At 73.4% G+C, this 22262-nt stretch carries 20 protein-coding genes; 15 read left to right on the top strand and 5 right to left on the bottom strand.

Going from position 1 to position 22262, the window contains the following annotated elements; translation table 11 throughout:
* Window positions 1–106: 106 nt before the first annotated feature.
* Window positions 107–1084: an ATP-binding cassette domain-containing protein gene (locus ABZ806_RS34765; protein WP_500221727.1), complete on the top strand. Its 978-nt coding sequence runs from the start codon at window positions 107–109 to the stop codon at window positions 1082–1084.
* Window positions 1081–1869, top strand: coding sequence for an ABC transporter permease (locus tag ABZ806_RS34770; RefSeq protein WP_500221729.1), 789 nt, complete (start codon window positions 1081–1083; stop codon window positions 1867–1869). Before ABZ806_RS34765 ends, ABZ806_RS34770 begins: the two co-directional genes overlap by 4 nt.
* A gap of 103 nt (window positions 1870–1972) precedes the next feature.
* Here ABZ806_RS34770 and ABZ806_RS34775 read toward each other — a convergent pair whose 3' ends face one another.
* Window positions 1973–3262: a M20/M25/M40 family metallo-hydrolase gene (locus tag ABZ806_RS34775; protein WP_500221731.1), complete on the bottom strand. Its 1290-nt coding sequence runs from the start codon at window positions 3260–3262 to the stop codon at window positions 1973–1975.
* A gap of 284 nt (window positions 3263–3546) precedes the next feature.
* Here ABZ806_RS34775 and ABZ806_RS34780 point away from each other — a divergent pair, with 284 nt between their 5' ends.
* The 8 genes from ABZ806_RS34780 to ABZ806_RS34815 all read left to right on the top strand — a co-directional run bounded on the left by ABZ806_RS34780 (window position 3547) and on the right by ABZ806_RS34815 (window position 12982).
* Complete coding sequence (locus ABZ806_RS34780; protein WP_500221733.1) at window positions 3547–5151, top strand: peptide ABC transporter substrate-binding protein; 1605 nt, start codon at window positions 3547–3549, stop codon at window positions 5149–5151.
* A 6-nt stretch (window positions 5152–5157) separates the two neighbouring features.
* Window positions 5158–6084: an ABC transporter permease gene (locus ABZ806_RS34785; protein WP_500221735.1), complete on the top strand. Its 927-nt coding sequence runs from the start codon at window positions 5158–5160 to the stop codon at window positions 6082–6084.
* Window positions 6085–6091: 7 nt separating this feature from the next.
* Complete coding sequence (locus ABZ806_RS34790) at window positions 6092–7051, top strand: ABC transporter permease (protein WP_500221737.1); 960 nt, start codon at window positions 6092–6094, stop codon at window positions 7049–7051.
* Window positions 7052–7054: 3 nt separating this feature from the next.
* The gene (locus tag ABZ806_RS34795; RefSeq protein ID WP_500221739.1) at window positions 7055–8080 is read left to right on the top strand and encodes an ABC transporter ATP-binding protein; all 1026 of its coding nucleotides are present in this window, start codon (window positions 7055–7057) and stop codon (window positions 8078–8080) included.
* Complete coding sequence (locus tag ABZ806_RS34800) at window positions 8064–9137, top strand: ABC transporter ATP-binding protein (protein WP_500221741.1); 1074 nt, start codon at window positions 8064–8066, stop codon at window positions 9135–9137. The genes ABZ806_RS34795 and ABZ806_RS34800 overlap by 17 nt, the downstream gene beginning before the upstream one ends.
* 43 nt (window positions 9138–9180) lie before the next feature.
* Window positions 9181–10041, top strand: a complete 861-nt coding sequence (locus ABZ806_RS34805; RefSeq protein WP_500221743.1) for a spermidine synthase — start codon at window positions 9181–9183, stop codon at window positions 10039–10041.
* Window positions 10042–10120: 79 nt separating this feature from the next.
* Window positions 10121–10894: an SDR family oxidoreductase gene (locus tag ABZ806_RS34810; RefSeq protein ID WP_500221745.1), complete on the top strand. Its 774-nt coding sequence runs from the start codon at window positions 10121–10123 to the stop codon at window positions 10892–10894.
* A 93-nt stretch (window positions 10895–10987) separates the two neighbouring features.
* Window positions 10988–12982 (top strand): ATP-binding SpoIIE family protein phosphatase, encoded by a 1995-nt coding sequence (locus ABZ806_RS34815; RefSeq protein ID WP_500221747.1) that lies wholly within the window; start codon window positions 10988–10990, stop codon window positions 12980–12982.
* Between the two features lie 81 nt (window positions 12983–13063).
* Here the strand turns inward: ABZ806_RS34815 and ABZ806_RS34820 are convergent, their stop codons facing one another.
* Complete coding sequence (locus ABZ806_RS34820; RefSeq protein WP_500221750.1) at window positions 13064–14206, bottom strand: VldE C-terminal domain-containing protein; 1143 nt, start codon at window positions 14204–14206, stop codon at window positions 13064–13066.
* A 20-nt stretch (window positions 14207–14226) separates the two neighbouring features.
* A complete protein-coding gene (locus ABZ806_RS34825; protein ID WP_500221752.1) occupies window positions 14227–15066 on the bottom strand; it encodes a DUF4253 domain-containing protein in 840 nt (279 codons plus the stop codon).
* Between the two features lie 181 nt (window positions 15067–15247).
* On the opposite strand from ABZ806_RS34825, the gene ABZ806_RS34830 reads away from it, so the two are divergent.
* From ABZ806_RS34830 to ABZ806_RS34850, 5 genes are all read left to right on the top strand, one after another.
* Window positions 15248–16468, top strand: a complete 1221-nt coding sequence (locus tag ABZ806_RS34830) for a sensor histidine kinase (protein WP_500221754.1) — start codon at window positions 15248–15250, stop codon at window positions 16466–16468.
* Window positions 16456–17094: a LuxR C-terminal-related transcriptional regulator gene (locus tag ABZ806_RS34835; RefSeq protein WP_500221758.1), complete on the top strand. Its 639-nt coding sequence runs from the start codon at window positions 16456–16458 to the stop codon at window positions 17092–17094. Before ABZ806_RS34830 ends, ABZ806_RS34835 begins: the two co-directional genes overlap by 13 nt.
* Before the next feature lie 14 nt (window positions 17095–17108).
* Window positions 17109–17534, top strand: a complete 426-nt coding sequence (locus tag ABZ806_RS34840; protein WP_500221759.1) for an NUDIX hydrolase — start codon at window positions 17109–17111, stop codon at window positions 17532–17534.
* Between the two features lie 60 nt (window positions 17535–17594).
* Complete coding sequence (locus ABZ806_RS34845; RefSeq protein ID WP_500221761.1) at window positions 17595–19931, top strand: penicillin acylase family protein; 2337 nt, start codon at window positions 17595–17597, stop codon at window positions 19929–19931.
* Window positions 19932–20022: 91 nt separating this feature from the next.
* Entirely contained in the window at window positions 20023–20439 is a 417-nt protein-coding gene (locus ABZ806_RS34850; protein ID WP_500221763.1) for a winged helix-turn-helix transcriptional regulator, read from the top strand.
* On the opposite strand, the gene ABZ806_RS34855 is transcribed toward ABZ806_RS34850, so the two are convergent.
* Together ABZ806_RS34855 and ABZ806_RS34860 are read right to left on the bottom strand one after the other, a co-directional pair.
* A complete protein-coding gene (locus ABZ806_RS34855) occupies window positions 20388–21065 on the bottom strand; it encodes a TetR/AcrR family transcriptional regulator (RefSeq protein WP_500221765.1) in 678 nt (225 codons plus the stop codon). The two genes, ABZ806_RS34850 and ABZ806_RS34855, sit on opposite strands and share 52 nt — an antisense overlap.
* Complete coding sequence (locus tag ABZ806_RS34860; protein ID WP_500221767.1) at window positions 21058–21894, bottom strand: alpha/beta fold hydrolase; 837 nt, start codon at window positions 21892–21894, stop codon at window positions 21058–21060. The genes ABZ806_RS34855 and ABZ806_RS34860 overlap by 8 nt, the downstream gene beginning before the upstream one ends.
* Window positions 21895–22262: the final 368 nt, after the last annotated feature.

Genomic DNA, 22262 nt, shown 5'->3' on the forward strand with positions numbered 1-22262 from the left:
ACCCACCACCGAGAACCCACGCGGAGCGGGACCTGGCGGCGAGCACGCGACTCAAGCCTATCCGGGACCCCTCCGTCGAGCACGTTGCGCTGCAACGGAGGAGACCATGGCGCATGCCATCGAGGCCGAGGGCCTCGTGAAGAACTACCCCGGCGACGTCCGGGCCCTGGACGGGCTGTCCATCACGGTCGGGCCGGGCGAGATCCTCGGGCTGCTCGGCCCCAACGGGGCGGGCAAGTCCACCACCGTCAAGATCCTCACCACGCTGATCCGGCCGGACGCGGGCACCGCCGCCGTCGCCGGGCACGACGTCCTGCGCAGGCCCGGCCGGGTCCGGCGCGTCATCGGCGTCGTGTCGCAGAAGTCCGGCGCCGACCCCGACGCGAGCGGCCGCGACAACCTGGTCCTGCAGGGGCGCCTGTACGGGCTGCCGGGGGCGCGGGCGCGCCGCCGCGCCGCCGAACTGCTCGCCCGTTTCGGCCTCGAGGACGCGGCGGGCCGTCCCGTGAAGACCTACTCGGGCGGCATGCGGCGGCGCCTCGACGTCGCCCTCGGGCTCGTCCACCGCCCGCGGGTCCTCTTCCTGGACGAGCCGACCACCGGGCTCGACCCGGAGGCCCGCGCGTCCCTGTGGGCCGAGATCGCCCGGCTCGCCGGCGACGACGACCTCGCCATCCTGCTGACCACCCACTACCTGGACGAGGCCGACCGCCTCGCCGGGCGGCTGGCGATCGTGGACCAGGGCCGCGTCGTCGTGACCGGCACCCCCGACGGCCTCAAGGGCGAACTGCACGGCGACGCCGTCCACGTCGAATGGCGGGATGCGCCGCCCGGGCCCCTGGTCCGGGAGGCCCTCGGGCGGCTGCCCGGCATCGGCGAGATCACCCTGGACGGGCGCCGCCTCAGCGCCCGCACGGCCGACGGCGCATCCGCGGTGCCGGCCCTCCTCGCCGCCCTCGACCAGGCCGGCGTCCCCGCCGCCGCGGCGACCGTCGCGCGGCCGTCCCTCGACGACGTCTACCTCCGCTACGCCGGACGCCGCCTCGCCGACGCCGAGCCCGTCACCGCCGGAGGCGCCCGATGAGCGCCCTCCCGACCGGCCTGCCGGCCGGAACCTGGTGGATGACCCACCGGCGGCTGTCGGCGCTGGCGCGCAACCCCGCCGTCCTCGTCATGACGCTGGCGCAGCCGATGATCTGGCTGTTCCTGTTCGGCGAGCTGTTCCAGGGGGTCGCCGAACTCCCCGGCTTCGGCGCCCGGTCCTACCTCGACTACATCGTCCCCGGCGTCGTGATCATGAACGCGGTGTCGCTGAACTCGTTCGCCGGGATGGCCACCATGGACGAGATCGAGCGCGGCACCCTGAACCGCTTCCTGGTCACCCCGGTGCGCCGCGGCGCCCTGGTGAACGCCGGCGTCATCGAGCAGGCCCTCAGCACGGCCTTCCAGTCCCTCGTGATCATCCTGCTGGGCTGGGCGGCCGGCGCCGACTACCCCGGCGGCCCCACCGGGCTCGCGGTCCTCGTCGCCGCCGCGGTACTGATCGGCGTCGTCCTCGCCGCGCTGTCGAACACGCTCGCGCTGCTCGTCCGGGACCGCAACACCATCATCGGCCTGAACGTGATGCTGCTGCTGCCTCTCACCTTCCTGTCCTCGGCGTTCATGCCCAAGGACCTGATGCCGTCCTGGATCCGGCACGTCGCCACCGCCAACCCGGTGAGCTGGGCCCTGGACACCTCCCGCGGGGCCCTGTCCGCCACCCCCGACTGGCCCTCGGCCGCCATGCACGGCACCTGGCTGCTGGCCTTGACCGTCGCCACCGTGGCCCTGGCCATCTACTCGATAAGGACCTACCAGAAGTCCCAGTGACCCACCCGGCCCACGCGCCCCGGCCGCCCACCCGCGGCCGGGCCGCCCGTGGCACGCCAACCGCCCCGGCCGACGGCCGCCGGCTGGTCGATGGCCGTTGAGGTCAGCGGGTGGTGAGGAAGTGGTCCAGGACGCGGGTGCCGAAGGCGAGGCCGTCCAGGGGGACGCGCTCGTCGATGCCGTGGAACATGCCGAAGTAGTCGAGGCCGGGGCCGAGGAGGAGGGGGGCGAAGCCGAAGCTCGTGATGCCGATGCGGTGGAACGACTTCGCGTCGGTGCCGCCCGCCATCACGTACGGGACGGGGCGGGCGAGCGGGTCCTCGGTGCGGAGCGCGCCCGCCAGGGCGGCGAACGTCGGCCCGGCCGGGTCGGCGGCGGGCGCCTCCTCGTGGTTGATGAACTCGCGCGCGACCTTCGGGCCGAGCAGCCGGTCGATCACGGCGAGGAACTCCTCACCGGTGCCGGGCAGGTAGCGGCCGTCGACCTGCGCGGTCGCGGTCCCGGGCACGACGTTGACCTTGTATCCGGCGTCGAGCCGGGTCGGGTTGGCCGAGTTGCGGATCGTCCCGGCGAACAGGTGGCCGGCGCGGCCGAGGCGTGCGGCCTCGGCGTCGAGGCGGTCGTGGTCGATGGTGGTGCCGAGCGCGTCCGCCAGGCCGTCCAGCAGGGCCCGCACGCCCGGGGTGAGGCGGACGGGCCAGGCGTGCGCGGCGATGCGGGACACGGCGTGCGCGATCTCGGCGACCGCGTTGTCGGGCGCCGGCTTGGAGCCGTGCCCGGCCGTGCCGCGCGCCGTCAGCCGCATCCACATGGTGCCGCGCTCGCCCGTCGCGATCGGGTAGATCCGCGTCCCGCCCGCGTCCACGCTGAACCCGCCGGACTCGCTGATCGCCTCCGTGCACCCCGCGAAGAACTCCCGGTGCTCCCGCGCGACGTACCGGGACCCGTACTCGCCGGTGCACTCCTCGTCCGCGAGGAACGCCAGCACCAGGTCGCCGCGCGTGCGGCGCCCCTCGCGCAGCCGCCGCCGGACGACCGCGAGGGTCATCGCGAGGCTGCCCTTCATGTCCACCGCGCCGCGCCCCCACACGCACCCGTCGCGCACCTCGCCGGAGAACGGCGGCACCGCCCAGTCGGCCGCGTCGGCGGGCACGACGTCGAGGTGCCCGTGGATCAGGAAGGCGGGATGGGAGGGATCGGTGCCCGCGACGCGCGCCAGCACGCTCGCCCGTCCCGGCGCCGATTCGACGATCTTCGCCTCGACACCGGCCTCGTCCAGCAGCCCGGCGACGTACTCCGCCGCCGGCCGCTCCGGACGCGCCGCCCCCTCACCCCGGTTCGTGGTGTCGAACCGGATGAGATCAGCACAGATCCGCCCGACCTCGCCGTCCACCGCACCCCCCGATCCGCCGCCTCGCCCCCCGGTTGTCTGCAATGAGGGTTCATTTTCCCCGAGAGGCGGGCGGTGTCAATGGGGGTGGAAATGGGGCGGGGGGTCTGGTCGGGGTGGGTTCGGGCGGGATGGGGGGATGCATGATCAAGAACGTCTCGATCCGGTTTCGACTCCGTCAGCGGTGTGTCCAAACGGTCACCGGCGGTACGACGCTGCGAGCAATCTAGGTGCGGCGGGCGGCCAAGCGCCCGCGGCGCCACGGCGTGACTGGGCCGAGGAGGAGCATGACCAGCCAGAGGGGTGTCCGGAGGAGGGTGGCGGGGGTCGCCGCGGTGGTGCTCGCCGCGTCGCTGGGGCTGTCGGGGTGCGGCGGGGACGAGGCGGGGGCCGGCGACGGGACGTTCACCGTCGGCCACTCCGAGCCCGATCACCTGGTGCCCGCCAACACCACCAGCAGCTACTCCTTCGACGTGATCACCGAGCTGTTCGACAACCTGATGACGCTCACCGCGGACGGGAAGGCCGCGCCGCTGGCCGCCGAGTCCGTCACGTCCGACGACCAGAAGGTCTGGACGGTCAAGGTCCGGCCGGGGCAGAAGTTCCACAACGGGGAGCCGGTCACCGCGCAGAGCTTCGCGGACGCCTGGAACAGCGCCGCGTACGGCCCGAACGCCATGGGCGCCAACTCCTACTTCTCGTACATCAAGGGGTACGAGGAGATGAACCCCGAGGACGAGAACGCCAAGCCGGAGGCCGACACGCTGTCGGGCGTGGAGGTGACCGGGCCCGACGCGATGAAGGTCACGCTCAACGCGCCGTTCAGCCAGTTCCCGCTGCTGCTGACGTATCCGGCGTACGCGCCGATGCCGAAGGCGGGGCTGAAGGACCTGAAGGCGTTCGACGAGCATCCGATCGGCAACGGGCCGTACATGATGGACGGCAACTGGGAGCGCAACAAGCAGATCAAGCTCGTCGCCTTCCCCGGGTACACCGGGCCGCGCAAGCCGAAGAACAAGGGCGTGACCTGGAAGAGCTACTCCAGCGCCGACACGGCCTACACCGATCTGCGCGCCGGCCGGATCGACGTGCTGCAGACCATCCCGGCCGCGAAGGTGCCCGAGGCGAAGCGGCTGCTCGGGGACCGGTTCCTCGCCCGGAAGATGAGCACCACCGACTACCTCGGCTTCCCGCTGTTCGACAAGCGGTTCGACAACCCCGACCTGCGCAAGGCCATCTCGATGGTCATCGACCGCCAGGGCGTCAACAAGGCGGTCTACAACGGCGACTACTTCCCCGCCGACTCGCTCGTCCCGTCCATCATCCCGGGCCACCGCGACAACGCGTGCGGCGAGCTGTGCACCTATGACCCCGCGAAGGCCAAGCAGCTGTTCGCCAAGGCCGGCGGGTTCAAGGGGACGATGGAGCTGTACTTCTCCAACGCGCAGCCGACCTACGCGCAGTGGATGCGGATCGTCGCGAACTCGCTGCGCGACAACCTCGGCATCACCGACATCCAGTTCCGCCAGGTGCCCGCGTCCGACTACTTCTCCATGCTGCGGGAGCACTCGGAGAAGGGCCCGTACCGGCAGAACTGGGAGGCCGACTACCCGAGCCCCCAGAACTACCTGGAGAACATGTGGGGCCCGGACAACCGCATGGGCTGGGACAACAAGGAGTTCAACGACCTCATCGCCCAGGCCAACCGCTCGGCCGACCAGCAGCAGGCCATCGCGCTCTACAACCAGGCCGAGGACATCGCGATCCAGGAGATGCCGATGATCCCGCTCTGGACGTGGGCGGGGCAGGGCGGCCGCTCCGAGAACGTCGACAACGTCACGATCACTCCGTTCTCCACGGGTCTGGTCGCGACGGATGTGACGGTGAAGTAACCGGCGATGTGGCGTTACGTCCTACGGCGGCTCCTGCAGGCGGTCCCCGTCTTCATCGGCACGACGCTGCTCATCTACGTGATGGTGTTCGCGCTTCCGGGCGACCCGATCCAGGCGCTCGCCGGGGACAAACCGGTCCCGGAGAACGTCCTGCAGACGCTCCGGGACCGGTACAACCTGAACGACCCGCTGCTGGTGCAGTACGCGAAGTACATGTGGGGCCTCGTCCAGGGCGACCTGGGCGAGAACTACACGGGCCAGAGCGTGTCGGAGATGCTCAGCGGCCGGTGGACGGTCACCGCGCAGCTCGCCCTCACCGCGTGGATCTTCGAGCTGGCCATCGGGATCGCGCTCGGCACATGGGCGGGCCTGCGCCGCGGCAAGCTCGCCGACACCCTCGTCCTCGGCGGGACGACGCTGGTGATCGCCGTGCCGGTGTTCGTCCTCGGGTACGCCGCGCAACTGCTGTTCGGGCTGCACTGGCAGATCTTCCCCACGGCCGGGACGGACGAGGGCTGGCCGGTGAGCTACCTGCTGCCCGGCATCGTGCTCGGCTCGCTCGGCCTGTCGTACGTGGCGCGGCTGACCCGGACGAGCCTGTCGGAGAACCTGCGGGCCGACTACGTGCGCACCGCGAACGCCAAGGGCCTGTCGCGGGCCCGGGTGGTCGGCCGGCACGCGCTGCGCAACTCGCTGATCCCGGTCGTCACCTACCTCGGCGTCGACTTCGGGAACCTGATGGGCGGCGCGGTCGTGACCGAGGGCATCTTCAACCTGCCGGGCATCGGGCAGCAGGTGTTCCAGTCGATCCAGCTGAAGGAGGGCCCGGTCGTGGTCGGCGCGGTCACCGTGCTGGTGCTGATCTTCCTGCTGGTCAACCTGGTCGTGGACCTGCTGTACGGGGTGCTCGACCCGCGGATCAGGTACGAGTGAGGCGGGCATGACGATCAAGGAGCCGGACGCCGGGCCGCCGCCCGGCGCCGAGCCGGGACCCGAGGCCGGCGCGGCCGGGACGAGCGCCGCGGCGGTCGCCGTCGCGGGCGGCGAGATCGGCCGGGCCTCGCTGTGGGACGACGCGTGGCGCGACCTGCGGCGCCGCTGGGTGTTCTGGGGGTCGGTGGCGATCCTCGCGGTCGTGGCGGTGATGGCGGCGCTGCCGCGGCTGTTCACCGCCAGGGACGTCAACCAGGGCTGCGACCCGAACGCCGCCAAGCTCGGGCCGTCCGGCGACCACTGGTTCGGCACCGACCTCGCCGGCTGCGACTACTACGCGCACGTCGTGCACGGCGCCCGCCCGACGCTGCTGATCGGCGTCGCCGTCACCCTGTTCGCGCTGGCGATCGCGCTCGCGTTCGGGCTGCTCGCCGGCTACTACGGCGGCCTCCTGGATGCCCTGATCGCGCGGCTCACCGACGTGTTCTTCGGGCTGCCGTTCGTGCTCGGCGCCACGGTGATCCTCGTGGCGTTCCCCTCGCACGGCGTGTGGGCGATGACGCTGGTCCTGGTGCTGCTCGGCTGGACGACGATGATCCGCATCATGCGGGGGCAGGTCATCTCCGTCCGGGACGCCGACTACGTGCAGGCGGCGCGGCTGCTCGGCGCGTCCGACGCGCGGATCATGGCGCGGCACATCCTGCCGAACGCGATCGCCCCGGTGATCGTGGTCGCCACCCTCAACGTCGGCAACGTGATCGTGGGGGAGGCGACGCTGGACTTCCTCGGCGTCGGCCTGCAGTACCCGGAGGTCTCCTGGGGGCTCCAGCTCAACCAGGCGAAGGACGCGTTCATCGACCACCCGCACCTGCTGGTCTTCCCCGCCGTGTTCCTGTCGGCGACGGTGCTGAGCTTCCTGATGCTCGGCGACGCCGCCCGCGACGCCCTCGACCCGAAGCTGCGGTGACCGATGCTCACTGACCTGAAGGACGACCCGGCGCCGCCGCCGGCGCCGCTGCTCAGCGTCGACGACCTGCACGTCCGGTTCCGGGTGCGCGGCCGGGACGTCCACGCGGTGAACGGCCTGTCGTACACCCTCGACGAGGGGGAGACGCTCGCGATCCTCGGCGAGTCCGGGTCGGGCAAGAGCGTCGCCGCCCAGGCCGTCATGGGCATCCTGGACGTGCCGCCCGCCCGCGTCGAGCGCGGTTCGGTGCGGCTGCGCGGCGAGGAGCTGCTCGGCCTGCCCGAGCGGCGCCGCCGCGCCTACCGGGGCGACCGCATCTCGATGATCTTCCAGGACGCGCTGACCGCGCTGAACCCGGTGTTCACCGTCGGCGACCAGCTCCGCGAGATGTACCGGGTGCACCGCGGGCTCGGCCGGAGGGCGGCCCGCGACAGGGCCGTCGAGCTGATGGAGCGGGTGCGGATCCCGTCTGCCGCCAAACGGCTCGGCGACTACCCGCACCAGTTCTCCGGCGGCATGCGGCAGCGCATCATGATCGCGATGGCGCTGGCGCTGGAGCCGGACGTCCTCATCGCCGACGAGCCGACCACCGCGCTGGACGTGACCGTCCAGGCGCAGATCATGCGGCTGCTCGCCGGGCTCCAGGACGAGCTGCGCATGGGCATGGTGCTGATCACCCACGATCTCGGCGTCGTCGCCGGCGTCGCCGACCGGATCGTCGTCATGTACGCGGGGTCGGTCGCCGAGCAGGCCCCGGCCCGGGAGCTGTACGCGCGGCCGGCGCACCCCTACACCCGGGGCCTGCTCGCGTCGGTGCCGCGCCTGGACCGGCGCGGCGCGCCGCTCGTCCCGATCAAGGGGGCGCCGCCGAACCCGGCTGCGCTCCCGCCCGGCTGCCCGTTCCAGCCGCGCTGCCCGCGCGCCGAGGCGCGCTGCGCGGCGGAGCGGCCGCCGCTGGTCACCGTCGCGCCCGGCCACGAGGCCGCCTGCCACTTCGCCGAGGAGGTCCACGGTGCCGGACCCGAATGAAGCAGCCGGCCCGCGCGAGGCGCCCGGCCCGCGCGAGGCGCCGGAGCGGGGCGGTGCGCCGATCCTGCGGGTGGAGGGGCTCGTCAAGCACTACCCGGTGACCCGGGGCGTGCTGGTCAAGCGGGCGGTCGGCCAGGTCAAGGCCGTGGACGGCGTCGACCTGGAGCTGCGCCGCGGCGAGACGCTCGGCGTCGTCGGCGAGTCCGGCTGCGGGAAGTCGACGCTGGCCAAGCTGCTGCTCGCCGCCGAACGCCCCACCGCCGGGACGGTCCGCTTCGACGGCCGGGACGTCTTCGCGCTGCCGAAGTCCGAGCTGCGGGCGCTGCGCCGCCGCATCCAGCTGGTGATGCAGGACCCGTACTCCTCCCTCGACCCCCGGATGACGGTCGGCGACATCGTCGGCGAGCCGTTCGCGATCCACCCCGCCGCCGCGCCGAAGGGGGAGCGGCGCAGGCGCGTCCAGGAACTGCTGGAGCTGGTCGGGCTCGAACCCGACCACGTCACCCGGTACCCGCACCAGTTCTCCGGCGGGCAGCGCCAGCGCGTCGGGATCGCCCGCGCCCTCGCCCTGCGCCCCGAGGTGGTGGTGTGCGACGAGCCGGTGTCGGCGCTGGACGTCTCCGTCCAGGCGCAGGTGATGAACCTGCTCGCCGAACTGCAGCGCGAGCTGGGCCTGGCGTACGTGTTCATCGCGCACGACCTGGCCGCCGTCCGGCACATCTCCGACCGCGTCGCCGTCATGTACCTGGGCAGGGTCGTCGAGACCGGGGACGCGGCGCAGATCTACGAGCATCCGACGCACCCGTACACGCAGGCGCTGCTGTCGGCCGTGCCGGTGCCCGACCCGGACGCGCCGGGCTGGGCGGGCCAGATCCGGCTGGAGGGGGAGCCGCCGTCGCCGCTGGACCCGCCGTCCGGCTGCCGGTTCCGGACCCGCTGCTGGAAGGCGCGGGACGTCTGCGCCGAGGAGGTGCCGGCCCTGGCGGAGCGGGACGGCTCGCCGCACCCCAGCGCCTGCCATTTCGCGGCCGAGGCCGCGCTCACCGAACGAGCCTGACGGCCGGGAGGTGCGCCGCCGGACGGGTCCGTAGGGTGGGGGCATGGCACGCAAGCGCAGGCACGGTTCCCCGCCGCGGACCTACGAGATCGCCGGCGGGGAGGCCGAACTGCTGCGCGACGCCGACCGCGACGGCGGCTGGATGCTGCTGGTCGGCGGCGTGCCGCAGTCCTACGTCGACCTGTCCGACCCCACCTACCTCGACTTCGAGTACATGCGGCTGATCGGCGACGTGGTCGACTGCGCCGGCGTGGAAGGCGAGGCGTTCGACGCGGTGCACATCGGCGGCGCCGGCTGCACGCTGCCCCGCTACATCGCCGCGACCCGGCCGGGGTCGCGGCAGATCGTCCTGGAGCCGGACGCGGAGCTGGTGCAGCTCGTCCGCGAGCGGCTGCCCGTCAAGGGCGTCCCCGGCCTCCGGATCCGCATCACCGACGGCCGCGCCGGCATCGCCGCGCTCGCCGACGACGCCGACGACCTGGTGGTGATGGACGCGTTCGCCGAGGCGTCGATGCCGCCGGAGCTCGCGACCCGCGAGTTCGTCCTGGACGCGGCCCGGGTGCTGCGGCCGGGCGGCGTCTACGTGGCCAACGTCGCCGACGGGTTCCGGCTGCCGTTCGCGCGCCGGGTCGCCGCCACGATCCGGTCGGTGTTCCGGCACACGGTGCTGATGGGCGACCCCGGGGTGCTGCGGGGCCGCCGGTTCGGCAACCTGATCGTGGCCGGTTCGCAGCAGCCGCTGCCGGTCGCCGAGCTGACCCGCCGCGCCGCCGGCGGCATCGTCCGGGCCCGGGTGATGGACGGCGGCGACCTCGCCGCCTTCTGCGCCGGCGCGGCGCCGCTGCGCGACGGCGAGGAGATCGTCACGCCCGTCCCGCCGCCGCAGGTCTTCGGATCGTCGTGACGGCGGCGCGGCCGGGATGTCACATTCGGGGCGTCCATTCGGTCTGGCTGGACGTGTCCGACACACCGAGGAGGAACCGATGATTCTCGTGACCGGGGCCACCGGAACGCTGGGCCGGCCCGTCGTCCGGCTGCTGCGGGAGGCCGGCGCGGACGTGCACGGGCTCAGCCGCCGCGACAGGGACCCGGAGGCCGACCTCACCTGGCACAAGGGCGACCTGTACACCGGCGAGGGGGTGGCCGCGGCGGTCGAGGGCGCGGAGACGATCGTGCACTGCGCCAGCGACCCGCTGCACGCCAAGCGGGACCTGCCCGCGGCCCGCCGGCTGGTCGAGGCCGCGCGCGGGCAGGGCGCCCCGCACCTGGTCTACATCTCGATCGTGGGAGTCGACAAGATCGCCTACGGCTACTACCGGACCAAGTTCGCGGTGGAGAAGCTCATCGAGGACTCCGGGCTGCCGTACACGATCCTGCGGGCCACCCAGTTCCACACGCTGCCCGACGCGGTCTTCAACGTCCTCACCAAGGTCCCCGGTGTGGTCGGGGTGCCGAAGGGGCTGCGCGACCAGCCGGTCGACGTCGCCGAGGTCGCCGCGCGGCTCGCCGAACTGGCGCTCGCCGCCGGGCCCGCGCGGCGGGTCGACGACATGGGCGGCCCCGAGGTGCTCACCGTGGCGGAGATGCTGGACGGCTACCTGGAGGCGCGCGGCCTGCGGCGCCCCGTCCGGGTGCCGCTGCCGCTGCCGGGGAAGGCCGGGCGCGGCTTCCGGGCGGGCCACCACCTCACCCCCGGCCACGCCACCGGGAAGCGGACCTGGCGGGAGTTCCTGGCGGAGACCCACGGGCCCCGTTAGGGACACGCTTCCCCTCCGGTATCGGCCTCATCCGGCCGCCCGATGTCCCATAATCGAGCGATGGAGTCGTCCACCCGAATTCTCATTCTCGGTATGGAATCGTCGGGGAGAATTCTGAGTTTCGACCGCAACGCCGCCGCCGTTCTCGCCCGGAATGCGGACGACCTGGTGGGCGCCTACCTGGACGAGCTGATCCCGGGCGCGCGGGAGCCGCTGCTGGAGGCGCTGAAGGCCGGCCGGGAGCGCACCGCCATGCTCGCCGTGGAGACCCCGGCGGGCGGGACGCTGGACGCGGTCGTGACCGTCCACCCCATGAGCGGCGCCGCCCCGGCCGGTCTCGCGGGCGCCGCGGCGCCCGAGCCGGCGGCGCTCGCCGTCATCCGGGTGCCGGTGCCGCTCGCCGACCGGTTCGTCGACCCGGCCGTCATCCGCCGGGCGCTGCTGGACGACGCGCTGCCGCGCATCGGCTCCACCCTCGACCTGGAACTGCTGGCCCGCGGGCTGATGGACGTCCTCGTCCCGCATTTCTGCAATTCGGGCGCGCTGCTGCTCGCCGAGAGCCACATCGACGCCGACGAGCCGCCGGAGGGCCCGGACGGGCCGCAGCTGCGCCGGATGGCGATCGGGTTCGACGACGAGGACCCGGCCTGGGACGCGACGTTCCCGACCGGCGAGTCCCTCGTCTACCCGCCGGGCACCCCGCACGCGCTGTGCCTGGAGTCGGGCGAGCCGGTGCTGCGCGCCCTCGGCGGCGAGGGCGCGGCGCGGCTCGCCGGCGCGTGGCGCCGCCCGCCGGTCGCCGGCCTGCTCAAGGGCGCGTCGATGCTGCTGCTCCCGATCGTGTCGGCGGCGGGCGTCCTCGGCTTCTTCGTCTGCACCCGCAACACGGCGCACCGGCCGTTCGACGCCTACGACAGCGAGATCGGGATGGAGTTCGCCAACCGGGCGTCCATCTTCGTGGAGAGCGCCCGCCAGTACTCGCGGGAGCGCGCCACCGCGCTCACCCTGCAGCGCAGCCTGCTGCCGACGGGCCTGTCGGCGCCGTCGACGGTCGAGGTGCACCACCGCTACCTGCCGGGCAGCCGCCGCATCGAGGTCGGCGGCGACTGGTACGAGTCGATCGCGCTGCCCGGCGCCCGCGTCGCGCTCGTCGTCGGGGACGTCGCCGGGCACGGCGTGAAGGCCGCCGTCACGATGGGCCGGCTGCGCACCGCGATCCACACCCTCGCCGGGCTGGAGCTGCCGCCCGCCGAGGCCCTGGAGCGGCTCGACTCGCTGATGGCGGTGCTCGGCGAGCGCGAACCGCACTTCGCCACCTGCGCCTACGTCGTCTACGACGCGGTCAGCGGCCGGTGCGAGGTCGCCAGCGCCGGGCACCTGCCGCCGCTGCTCGCCCCGCCCGGCGCCGCCTCTCAGTACCTGCCGGTGCCGCCCGCGCCGCCGCTCGGCGTCGGCGGCGACACCCCGATCGCGACCCGCGAGTTCACCGTCGAGGACGGCACGCTCCTGTTCCTCTACACCGACGGCCTGGTGGAGAACCGGACCCGCGACATCGACGACGGGCTCGCCCGCCTCCTCGCCACGTTCGGGCCGGGCGCCGCCGCCCGCCCCCTGGAGGACCTGTGCCAGGCGGCGCTCGACGGCGTCTACCACGACCAGCACCGCGACGACATCGCGATGCTGGTCGCCCGGCTGGCGCGCATCCCCGCCGACCACCACGCCACCTGGGAGCTGCCCGCCGAGCCCGCCGCCGTCCGCCGGGCCCGCGGGCTCGTCCGGGACCGGCTCGCCCGCTGGGACCTCGACGAGCTGACCCACTCCACGATGCTGCTGGTGTCGGAGCTGGTCACCAACGCGATCCAGCACGCGGGCGGGCGGGTCACGCTGCGCGTGGTGCGGGAGGGCGGCCTCGTCTGCGAGGTCTTCGACTCCGCCGACGGCGCTCCCCGCGTCCGCCTCCCCGACGAGGACGGCGACATGCCGGAGTCGGGCCGCGGCCTGCACGTCGTGCGGCGGCTGGCCCGGCGCTGGGGCGTGCGCCGCACCGCCGGCGGCAAGGTCGTGTGGTGCGAGCAGGAACTGCCCTGACCCCCGGCCCCGCGCGGGCGCCGCACCTGGCCCGGAACTAGCGCGGTATTAGCACGGCACCAGCCCGGTCCTGGCCCGGCACTAGCGCAGCACCGAGATGTGCACGTGGTCGTAGTGGTTCTGGGTGATGCTGCCGCGGTCGGCCATCGGCCGCCAGCCGCCGCCGCGCACGTTCCAGATGTGCTGCCTCCAGATGACGTAGGAGATGCCGAGCCGCCGCGCGTTCGCGACCGCGTACCGGGCGACCTGCTCGCCGTGCCGCCGCGCGCCGGCGCTCGGCATCCGCCCGCCCGTGCTCTCCATGAAGTCGCAGGCGCGGCCGTCGCCGTGGTCCTGCGGGTCGCCGGTCGAGCGGTAGCAGCCGATCACCGGGAACGGGCCGAACATCCCCGCGATCTCCAGCAGGGCGGTCCGCATCGTGGGCGTCATCATGTTGCCGGTGATGGGCGTCCGGTCGCCCGCCGCCCCGTCCGGCCGCCCGGTCACCTGCGGGCGGCCCTTCGGCTTCGGCTTCGTCCCGGCCTTGCGGGCCGGGGCCAGCGCCGCCACCTTCGTGCCGCGCGGGAGGATCTTCTCCAGCCGCTTCGCCAGCTTCGCCGGGTCGGCCTTCGGGGCGCTGATGACCAGGGCGTTCCCGTCCGGCAGGCCCAGCGCGCGGGCCTGCGCGCGGGACACGACGGCGTCGATGTCGCCGATGCCCATCGAGGCGTACGCGCCGACGCGCACCCGCCCGGTGCCGGTGCTGCGGCCCGCCGGAACGACCGCGCCGAGCGGCAGCCCCCCGTCGCGGCTCTGCTCGAAGGAGACGGCGAGCCCGCCGGACGCGACCGTCTGCCACAGCTGGTCGGACTCGGCGGTCGCCTCCGGCGCGAACGCCCGGAACGCCGACGGGTCGACGCCGAGCAGCCCCATCCGGCGCCCGCCGACGCGGGCCCGCGCGGCGTCCACGACGGTGAGGCCGGCGACGCCCTTGAGCCGCCGCGCCCGCTCGACGGTCCCCGGCGGCAGCGGGGACGTCCCGGCGACCAGCAGGTGCGGCGTGTACCGGCGGGTCAGCGGCGCGACGGCCGGCGCCTGCGGGGCGGCGTCCCGGTCCACCGACACGAGGTTCCCGGCCTTGGGCGGCTCGTCGCGCGTCCGGGAGACGAGCACGGTGACATCGGCCGCCAGCGTGAGGACGATCGCCGCCGCGATGCCCCCGGACAGGACCCCTCCGCCCCGCATCCCGCCCCGCATCCCGCCTCTCAGTCCCACCAGAACGACCAGTAGGTCTTGCCGCGGATCTCCTCCGCGTAGCCCGCGAGCGTGCCGGGGCCCTGGAACAGGATGTCGGGGCAGAACGTCCAGTGCTCGGCCGCGACGTGGACGGCCTGCCGGGTGGTGACCGGCGGCGCGGCGACGCTGAGCTCCAGCGTGTTGAACCCGAGCCCGACGACGCGGGCGCCGAACCGGTCCTCCCAGCTGCGCAGGACGGCGGACAGCGGCGCCGTCCACTCGTTGTGGTTCAGGGCGCCCTGCCAGCCGACGGCGGTGAGCGCGTCCGCGCCCCGGCCGACCGCGACCAGGCCCAGCGAGAGGCCGCGGGCGCCGAGGACGCGGGCGTAGCGGTCGGCCATCGCGTCCGGGTCGTCGAGCGGCACGCCCGCCGGGGCGGGGCCGGGGCAGTGCCGGCCGTACGGGGCGAGGTCGTCCAGGTCCTCGTCCGCCGCCTGCTCGGCGAAGTCGGTCCACACCTCGTACATGAACGCCTGGGGGTTGTAGTCGGCGACCTCGCCCACCGGCTCGGGCGCGATCTGGCCCGCCGCCCAGGGCTGGTCGGACTCGTCCATCAACAGCGGCCAGAGCCCCGACCGGCCGTGCTCGGCGCGCAGCGCGGCCCACAGGTCGCCGCGGACGGGGTCGTCGCTCAGCCACAGCGCCGGCCGCAGCAGCGGCCGCCGCTGCGGGTAGCCGGGATCGGGCCAGACCAGATCCCCGTCGGGCAGCGGCACCGACAGCGTCCGCGCGGCGTCGTCGTCCCCGACGCCGTCGCCGAACAGCTGCGGCAGGTCGCCCGGCAGGTGCCGGACCTCCACATCATCCATTTCACGCCGTTCCGGTACAGAGCATGCCAGTGGCGATCGTAACGGCGGAGAGGCCGCCTGGGGGACCGGCTGCGCGGTTCGGCCGTCCCGGACACATGGTGTAGCGGGCTACACCCCCGTTCCGGGTGCGGGCCCGGCTGCGCGGGGTCCGGCGGTCGCCTACGGTCTTTCGTGAGGTGACATGAGAAGCGCACTGGAACGCAGCGCGGCGGCGACCCGCGAGTTGGCCGCCGCCCTCCGCACCGCCGTGCCCGCGTTGTTCGGGCTGGCCCCGCTGCTGGTGCTGGCCGTCCTGCTGCCCGCCGCGCTGCCGTGGCTGCCGTCGGCGGTGAAGCCGCTGCGCGCCCTCGCGAACGCCGAGCGGCGCCGGGCGGGACGGCTGCTCGGCCGCGAGATCCCCGCGCCGTACCGCCGCGCGGCGGGCGACGGGATGGCGGAGGGGCTCCGCCTGGCCCGGTCCCGGACGACCTGGCGGGACGCCGCGTGGCTCGCCGCGCACGGCCTCACCGGCCTGCCCGTCGCGGTGCTGGCGGTGGGGATCTGGCCGGCGATCCCGTTCTCGCTGTCGCTGCCCCTGTGGTGGTGGGCGGCCCCCGAGGGCTCCCAGTCGGCGATCGTCACGCTGGACGACTGGCCGACGGCGCTGACGATGCCGTTCGTCCAGGCGGCGCTCTACCTGCTCATCCTGCTGTGGCTGCTGCCGCGGCTCGCCCGCTGGCAGGCGCGGCTCGCCGCGTCGCTGCTCGGCCCCACCCGGCGCACCAGCCTCACCGAGCGGGTCGAGGAGCTGACCGAGACCCGCGCCGAGGCCCTGGAGGCGCACGGCGCCGAACTGCGCCGCATCGAGCGCGACCTGCACGACGGGACGCAGGCGCAGCTCGTCGCCGCCGCGCTGCGCCTCGGCCTCGCCGACCGCCGGTTCGGCGACGACCCCGACGCGGCCCGCGCCCTGTTCCTGGAGGCCCGCGAGGGCATCGAGGAGGCGCTGACCCAGTTGCGCACGGTGATCCGCGGCATCTACCCGCCGATCCTGTCCGACCGGGGCCTCGCGGGGGCGCTGCGCGCGCTCGCCGCCGGGCAGCCGATCCCGATCGAGACGGACGTCGGGGACGGGCGCGCGCCCGCCGCCGTCGAGGCCGCCGCCTACTTCGTCGTCGCCGAGGCCCTCACCAACGTCGCCAAGCACAGCGGCGCCCGGCACGGCTGGGTCACGGTCCGCCGTGAACCCGGCGGCCTGACCGTCAGGGTGCGCGATGATGGCAAGGGCGGGGCCGACCCGGGCCGGGGCAGCGGCCTCGCGGGCATCCGCCGCCGGGTGGCGGCGCTGGACGGGACGACCCGCATCGACAGCCCCGGCGGGGGAGGGACGACGCTCGAGGTGGAGCTGCCGTGCGGATCGTGATCGCGGAGGACAACGTCCTGCTCCGCGAGGGGCTCGTCATGCTGCTGAACGCGGGCGGGCACGAGGTCGTCGCCGCCGCCGGCGAGGGACCCGAGGTGCTGCCCGCCATCCTGGAGCACCGTCCGGACGCCGCCGTCCTCGACGTGCGGCTGCCGCCCGGCTTCCGCGACGAGGGGCTGCGCGCGGCGATCGAGGCCCGCAAGCGGATCCCCGGCCTGCCGCTGCTCGTGTTGTCGCAGTACGTCGAGGAGACCTACGCCGCCGAGCTGCTCGCGGGCGGCGCCGAAGGCATCGGCTACCTGCTGAAGGATCGGGTCGGCCGCGTCGACGAGTTCCTGGACGCCCTGGACCGCGTCGCCGCCGGCGGCACCGCCCTCGACCCCGAGGTCGTGTCCCAGCTGATGACCGCCCGCCGCGACCCGCTGCAGGCGCTCACGCCCCGCGAGCGCGAGGTCCTCGGCCTGATGGCGCAGGGCCTCGGCAACGCCACGATCGCCACCACGCTCGTCATCACCGAGCGGTCGGTCGGCAAGCACATCGGCGCCGTGTTCGCCAAGCTCGGGCTGCCGCCGTCCGACAGCGGCCACCGCCGCGTCCTCGCCGTCCTGGCCTATCTGAACTCGTGAGGATCCGCCGGGCGGTGCGCGCCCTCCTGCTGGACGGCGACGCGCTGGTCCTGCTGCGCCGCACCCGCCCGGACCGGCCCGTCTATTGGACGACCCCGGGCGGCAGGATCGAGCCGGACGACGCGTCCCCGGAGGCCGCGCTGCGCCGCGAGCTGGACGAGGAGCTCGGCGCGACCGCCGGCCCCGTCCGGCAGGTGTTCGCGTGCGGCGAGGAGTCGCCCGAGGTGTACCGCCTCAACACCTTCTACGTGTGCCGGCTGACGTCGATGGACCTGTCTCGCCGGCACGGCCCCGAATTCGAGGACCCGTCGCGGGGCCGCTACGACGCGGACCTCGTCCCGTGCACCCCCGCCGACCTGGCCGCCATCGACCTGATCCCCGCGACCCTTGCCGCCTACCTCCAGGAGCACGCCGCCGACCTGCCCGGCCTCGTCCCGTAGGTCTTGCCAGGAACGATCACTTGTGCGAACTTTGCGGGACTTCTGTGATCAAGGAGTCCCATGTCGCGTACCGTCCTGCGCGTGGCGGGAGCCGCGGTGGTCACCGCCGCCGTCCTGACGCCCGTGACCTCGTCCGCCGCCACGCCCGGCGACCACGCCATGTCGGCGACGATCCGCTACACCGAGTACGGAATCCCGCACATCACCGCGCGCGACTATGCCGGCCTCGGTTACGGCACCGGCTACGCGGCGGCGAAGGACGACATCTGCCTGCTCGCCCAGGGCGTCGTCACGCTGAGCGGGGAGCGCTCCAAGTACTTCGGCGCGGACGGCTCCCCGGACAGGGCGCTGTCGTCGGCGTCCACCAACATGGCCAGCGACGTGTTCTTCACCGCCATCAACGACAGCAAGATCGTCGAACGGCTGGCCGCCACGCCCGCGCCCTACGGCCCCGGCGCGGAGGTCCGCGAACTCAGCCGGGGCTGGGCCGCCGGCTACAACCGCTACCTGCGTGAGGGCAAGGTCACCGACCCGGCGTGCAAGGGCGCCGCGTGGCTGCGGCCCATCACCCCACTGGACGTCTACCGGCGCGGCTACGCCCTCGCCATGGTCGGCGGCTCCGGCATGGTCACCGACCAGATCACCGAGGCGGCGCCTCCGGGTGCCGCGCCCGCCAGGGCCCAGTCGCCGGCGAAGGCCGCCGAGGGCGCCCGCAAGCTGCTGGCGAACGCCGACATGGGCAGCAACGCCATCGCCGTGGGCGGCGACGCCACGGCGAACGGGCGCGGCCTGCTCCTCGGCAACCCGCACTACCCGTGGCACAACGGGCGGCGCTTCTGGCAGATGCAGCAGACGATCCCCGGCAAGCTGAACGTGAGCGGCGCCGCCCTGCTCGGCTCGCCGTCCGTCAACATCGGCCACACCGCGACGTTCGCGTGGAGCCACACCGTCGCGACCGGCGTCCCGTTCAGCCTGACCGAACTGCGCCTGGTGCCGGGCGACCCGACGTCCTACTTCGTGGACGGCACGATCGAGAAGATGACCCAGCGGCGGGTCACCGTCCAGGCCAAGCAGCCGGACGGCTCGCTCAAGCCGGTCACGAAGACCCAGTGGCGGAGCCGGTACGGGCCGATCGTCACGTCGGTCTCGTCCATCGGGCTTCCGTGGACGACCTGGAACGCCTACGCGCTCACCGACCCGAACGCCACCAACCTGCGTCTGGCGGACACGTCCCTCGCCCTGGGCAAGGCCGGCACGACCGACGACGCGGTGCGTGCGCTGAAGCAGACCCAGGGGCTGCCCTGGGTGAACACCATCGCGGCCGACTCGCGCGGCAAGGCGCTGTTCGCCCAGATCCAGGTGCTGCCGAACGTCACGGACGCGTTCGCGGACCGCTGCAACAGCCTCCTCGGCCACATCACGTTCCGGCAGGCGGGCCTCGCCATCCTGGACGGCACCCGCTCGTCCTGCGCACCGGGGAAGGCGCCGGGGACCGTCCAGCCGGGCATCCTCGACCCCGACCGGTATCCGGTGCTGACCCGCGGCGACTACGTGACCAACTCCAACGACAGCTACTGGCTGTCCAATCCGGAGAAGCCGCTGACCGGTTACGACCGCATCATCGGCGACGAGAAGGCCGCCCGCAGCCTCCGCACGAGGAGCGGCATCGTCTCCGTCCAGGACCAGCTCGCCGAGAGCAAGTTCACCCGCGCCGACATGCAGGACCTCGTCTTCGCGAACCGCGACCACGCCGGTGAACTCGCCGCCGACGGAACGGTGAAGATGTGCCGCGACATGCGCCTCGGCGAGCCCTGCGACGTCCTGGCCAAGTGGGACAGGACCGCGAACGTTGATAGTCGGGGCGCCCTCCTCTTCGACCGCTACTGGCGCAAGGCGCTCGCCGCGTGGGACCTGTGGAAGACGCCGTTCGACGCATCCGACCCAGTGAACACGCCGCGCGACTTCAACACCGGCTCCTGGGCCGCACGCAAGGCCCTGATGGACGCGGTCGACGAGTTGAAGAAGTCGAACATCCCCCTGGACGCACCGCTCGGCGGCCACCAGTACGTCACCCGCAACGGCGAGAGGATCCCGATCGGCGGCGGCACCGAGAACCTAGGCATCCTCAACAAGGTCGAAGGCACGTGGATGCCGGGCAAGGGCTACACGGAGATCACCACAGGGTCCAGTTACCTCCAGGTGGTCTCGTTCGACGGCGACGCCTGCCCCGACACCCGGACCCTCCTCACCTACTCCCAGTCGACGGACCCGACGTCCCCGCACTACGCCGACCAGACCCGCCTCTTCTCCAAGAAGCAGTGGGTGACCGAACGCTTCTGCACCAGCGAAATCGACAAGGCCCCCGGTTTGAAGGTCGTCACCCTCACAGGCGGGTGACCCCGCCGAACCCCCGCTGGGACGAGTGGCGTCGGACGACGCCCTGCGATTACCGTAGGAGGGCAGCTCTCCAACGGGAAGAAGGCACTGCGTGGTGACCCAACCTGGCGAGCCCGTGCTCCAGGGCAGCCCCTACCGCGCGGACTGCCCGACCCGCCACATCATGGATCGCATCGGCGACCGCTGGACGGTGCTCATCGTGGGCGCCCTCTGGGACGGCCCCGCCCGCTTCTCGGAGCTGCGCCGCCGCATTGAGGGCATCTCGCAGAAGATGCTCACCCAGACGCTCCGCGGGCTCGAACGGGACGGGCTCGTCCACCGAACCGTCTACCCGGAGGTTCCGGTCCGCGTCGAGTACACGCTCACCGAGGCGGGCAGCACCCTGCGCGAGCCGCTCAGCGCGCTGCAGGAATGGTCGATCACGCACCTCGCCGACGTGTCGGCGTCACAGGAGGCCTACGACCGCGCGCATCGGCCTCCGTCCGACTCCGCGGATCGCGGCAAGTAGCGTCCGGCCCCGGACCCGGCGGCTGAGCGCGAAGTGCCCGCGACGGGGCCCTCGCGGCGGTCGCACATGGCGCACAGGCCGCGGTCGGCGAAGGCGATCAGCCACTCGAAGCTGTCGTCGATGTCGGCGCTCCACTGGAACCCGTTGGCCGACTGCAGCGTGGCGAAGCCGTGGCACAGGCTGCGCAGCGTGCGCAGAGCGTGGTCCACGTCGGACTCCGGGACCTCGTAGCCGCGCAGGACGGCGGTGAACGCGCTGAGCAGCCGCTTGCTCGCGGCGGCCAGCGGATCGTCCGGGCCGGACGGCTCCACGCCTATCGTCGCGGCGTACCGGCCGGGGTGCGCCACGACGAAGGCGCGGAACGCGCGCGCGGCGGCCGCGAGGGCGTCGCGGCCCGCGTACCCTTGGATGGCGCCCCCGACGGCGTCGGCGGCCTCGTTCAAGGCCAGGACCGCGATGCGCCGGTTGAGGTCGTCCAGGCCGTGCACGTGCTTGTACAGGGACGGGGTGCGCACCCCCACCCGTTCGGCCAGCAGGCCCATCGTCAGCCTGGCCGGGCCCACCTCGTCCGCCAGAGCGGCGCCGGCCGCGACCACGGCTGCCGGGTCGAGTCCAGCCCTAGGCACGGGCGCCCTCCGAGCTGAGGAAGCCGAGGATGAGGGAGACGACCCGGTCGGGGAACTGGTCGTGCGGGTAGTGCCCGGCCCCCTCGATCATCTCCAGGCGGCCGAGGCCGGACGGCAGGGCGGCGACGATCGCCGTTCCCTCGGCGTGCGGGTCGGCCCAGTCGGGGTCGAGCGTGCCCTCCACCACCAGGACCGGGCACCGGACGTTGCCGAGCTGCGCGCCGGCGTCGACCGGGGCGCTGCGGCCCATGCCCTGCATGGCCTTCATCCGGCCCGGCTCGCTCATCAGGGAGTCGATGCGGGCGAGCCGCTCGTCCCAGTGGGCCGGCTTCGCGCCCGGGTAGGCGACGTCGAGGTAGGAGCGCCAGAGCCGCGTGCTGCCGAACATCGCGGTGCCGAGCAGCCGCAGCATGCCCTGCCGGAAGCGCTTCACGCGCAGGTCGCCGAGCTTGATCGACTGCTTGCGGGTGAACGGCGCCAGCTCGACCACCGCGCTGACCAGCGAAGGCTCCTGCGCCGCCGCGATGGTGGCGGCGCCGCCCGAAACCGAGTGCCCGACGAGCACGGCCGGCCCGCCCAGGTGGCGGATCACGGCGAGCAGATCACCGGCGATGGCGGTGCGGCTCCACTCGGGCCAGTCGACACTCGACTCGCCGCAACCCCGCAAATCGACCGCGGCGACCCGGTAACCCGCCTCCACCAGCGGCGGAATCACGGCCCGGTACGCGGCACGGCTGTCACCCATACCGTGCGCGAGAACGACCAGCGGCCCGTCCCCCGCCACCTCGTAAGCGATAGTGCCACCCTCGACGGTCAGATACTCGGTCACGACATCCCCCATATGGCTAATGATGTTAGCTACAAGCTAATCCCATTAGCCATCCGTGTCAACCGTCCTCCCTGCAAGCCGCAAGAGGCGGGGCGCTGCCCCGGCCCATGCCCACTCCCCGTCGGCCCGAGATCACCACCGTCGCCACCGGCCAGGGCCACCATGCCGGCACTATCGCTTCGAGCACGTGCGAGACTCCCACCCCGTACTCAAGGCACTCTACGATCGTTGATCACTGCGCCTGCTCAAGCGCACTGCGGGAGGACGGCGGCAAGTACGGCAGTCCGAGATCGTGATTTGAGCTGGTAGCGGCCGGTTCGTAACGCAGGACAGCCGCCCGATGATCTTCGAGTTGTGACGCAAGAAGA

Source organism: Spirillospora sp. NPDC047418 (assembly GCF_040643275.1).
Lineage (GTDB): Bacteria > Actinomycetota > Actinomycetes > Streptosporangiales > Streptosporangiaceae > Spirillospora.

Coding starts and splice junctions, on each gene's coding strand:
- ABZ806_RS34765 (WP_500221727.1), top strand. CDS start 107: ATGGCGCATGCCATCGAGGCCGAGGGCCTCGTGAAGAACTACCCCGGC.
- ABZ806_RS34770 (WP_500221729.1), top strand. CDS start 1,081: ATGAGCGCCCTCCCGACCGGCCTGCCGGCCGGAACCTGGTGGATGACC.
- ABZ806_RS34780 (WP_500221733.1), top strand. CDS start 3,547: ATGACCAGCCAGAGGGGTGTCCGGAGGAGGGTGGCGGGGGTCGCCGCG.
- ABZ806_RS34785 (WP_500221735.1), top strand. CDS start 5,158: ATGTGGCGTTACGTCCTACGGCGGCTCCTGCAGGCGGTCCCCGTCTTC.
- ABZ806_RS34790 (WP_500221737.1), top strand. CDS start 6,092: ATGACGATCAAGGAGCCGGACGCCGGGCCGCCGCCCGGCGCCGAGCCG.
- ABZ806_RS34795 (WP_500221739.1), top strand. CDS start 7,055: ATGCTCACTGACCTGAAGGACGACCCGGCGCCGCCGCCGGCGCCGCTG.
- ABZ806_RS34805 (WP_500221743.1), top strand. CDS start 9,181: ATGGCACGCAAGCGCAGGCACGGTTCCCCGCCGCGGACCTACGAGATC.
- ABZ806_RS34810 (WP_500221745.1), top strand. CDS start 10,121: ATGATTCTCGTGACCGGGGCCACCGGAACGCTGGGCCGGCCCGTCGTC.
- ABZ806_RS34815 (WP_500221747.1), top strand. CDS start 10,988: ATGGAATCGTCGGGGAGAATTCTGAGTTTCGACCGCAACGCCGCCGCC.
- ABZ806_RS34820 (WP_500221750.1), bottom strand. CDS start 14,206: ATGCGGGGCGGAGGGGTCCTGTCCGGGGGCATCGCGGCGGCGATCGTC.
- ABZ806_RS34825 (WP_500221752.1), bottom strand. CDS start 15,066: ATGGATGATGTGGAGGTCCGGCACCTGCCGGGCGACCTGCCGCAGCTG.
- ABZ806_RS34830 (WP_500221754.1), top strand. CDS start 15,248: ATGAGAAGCGCACTGGAACGCAGCGCGGCGGCGACCCGCGAGTTGGCC.
- ABZ806_RS34845 (WP_500221761.1), top strand. CDS start 17,595: ATGTCGCGTACCGTCCTGCGCGTGGCGGGAGCCGCGGTGGTCACCGCC.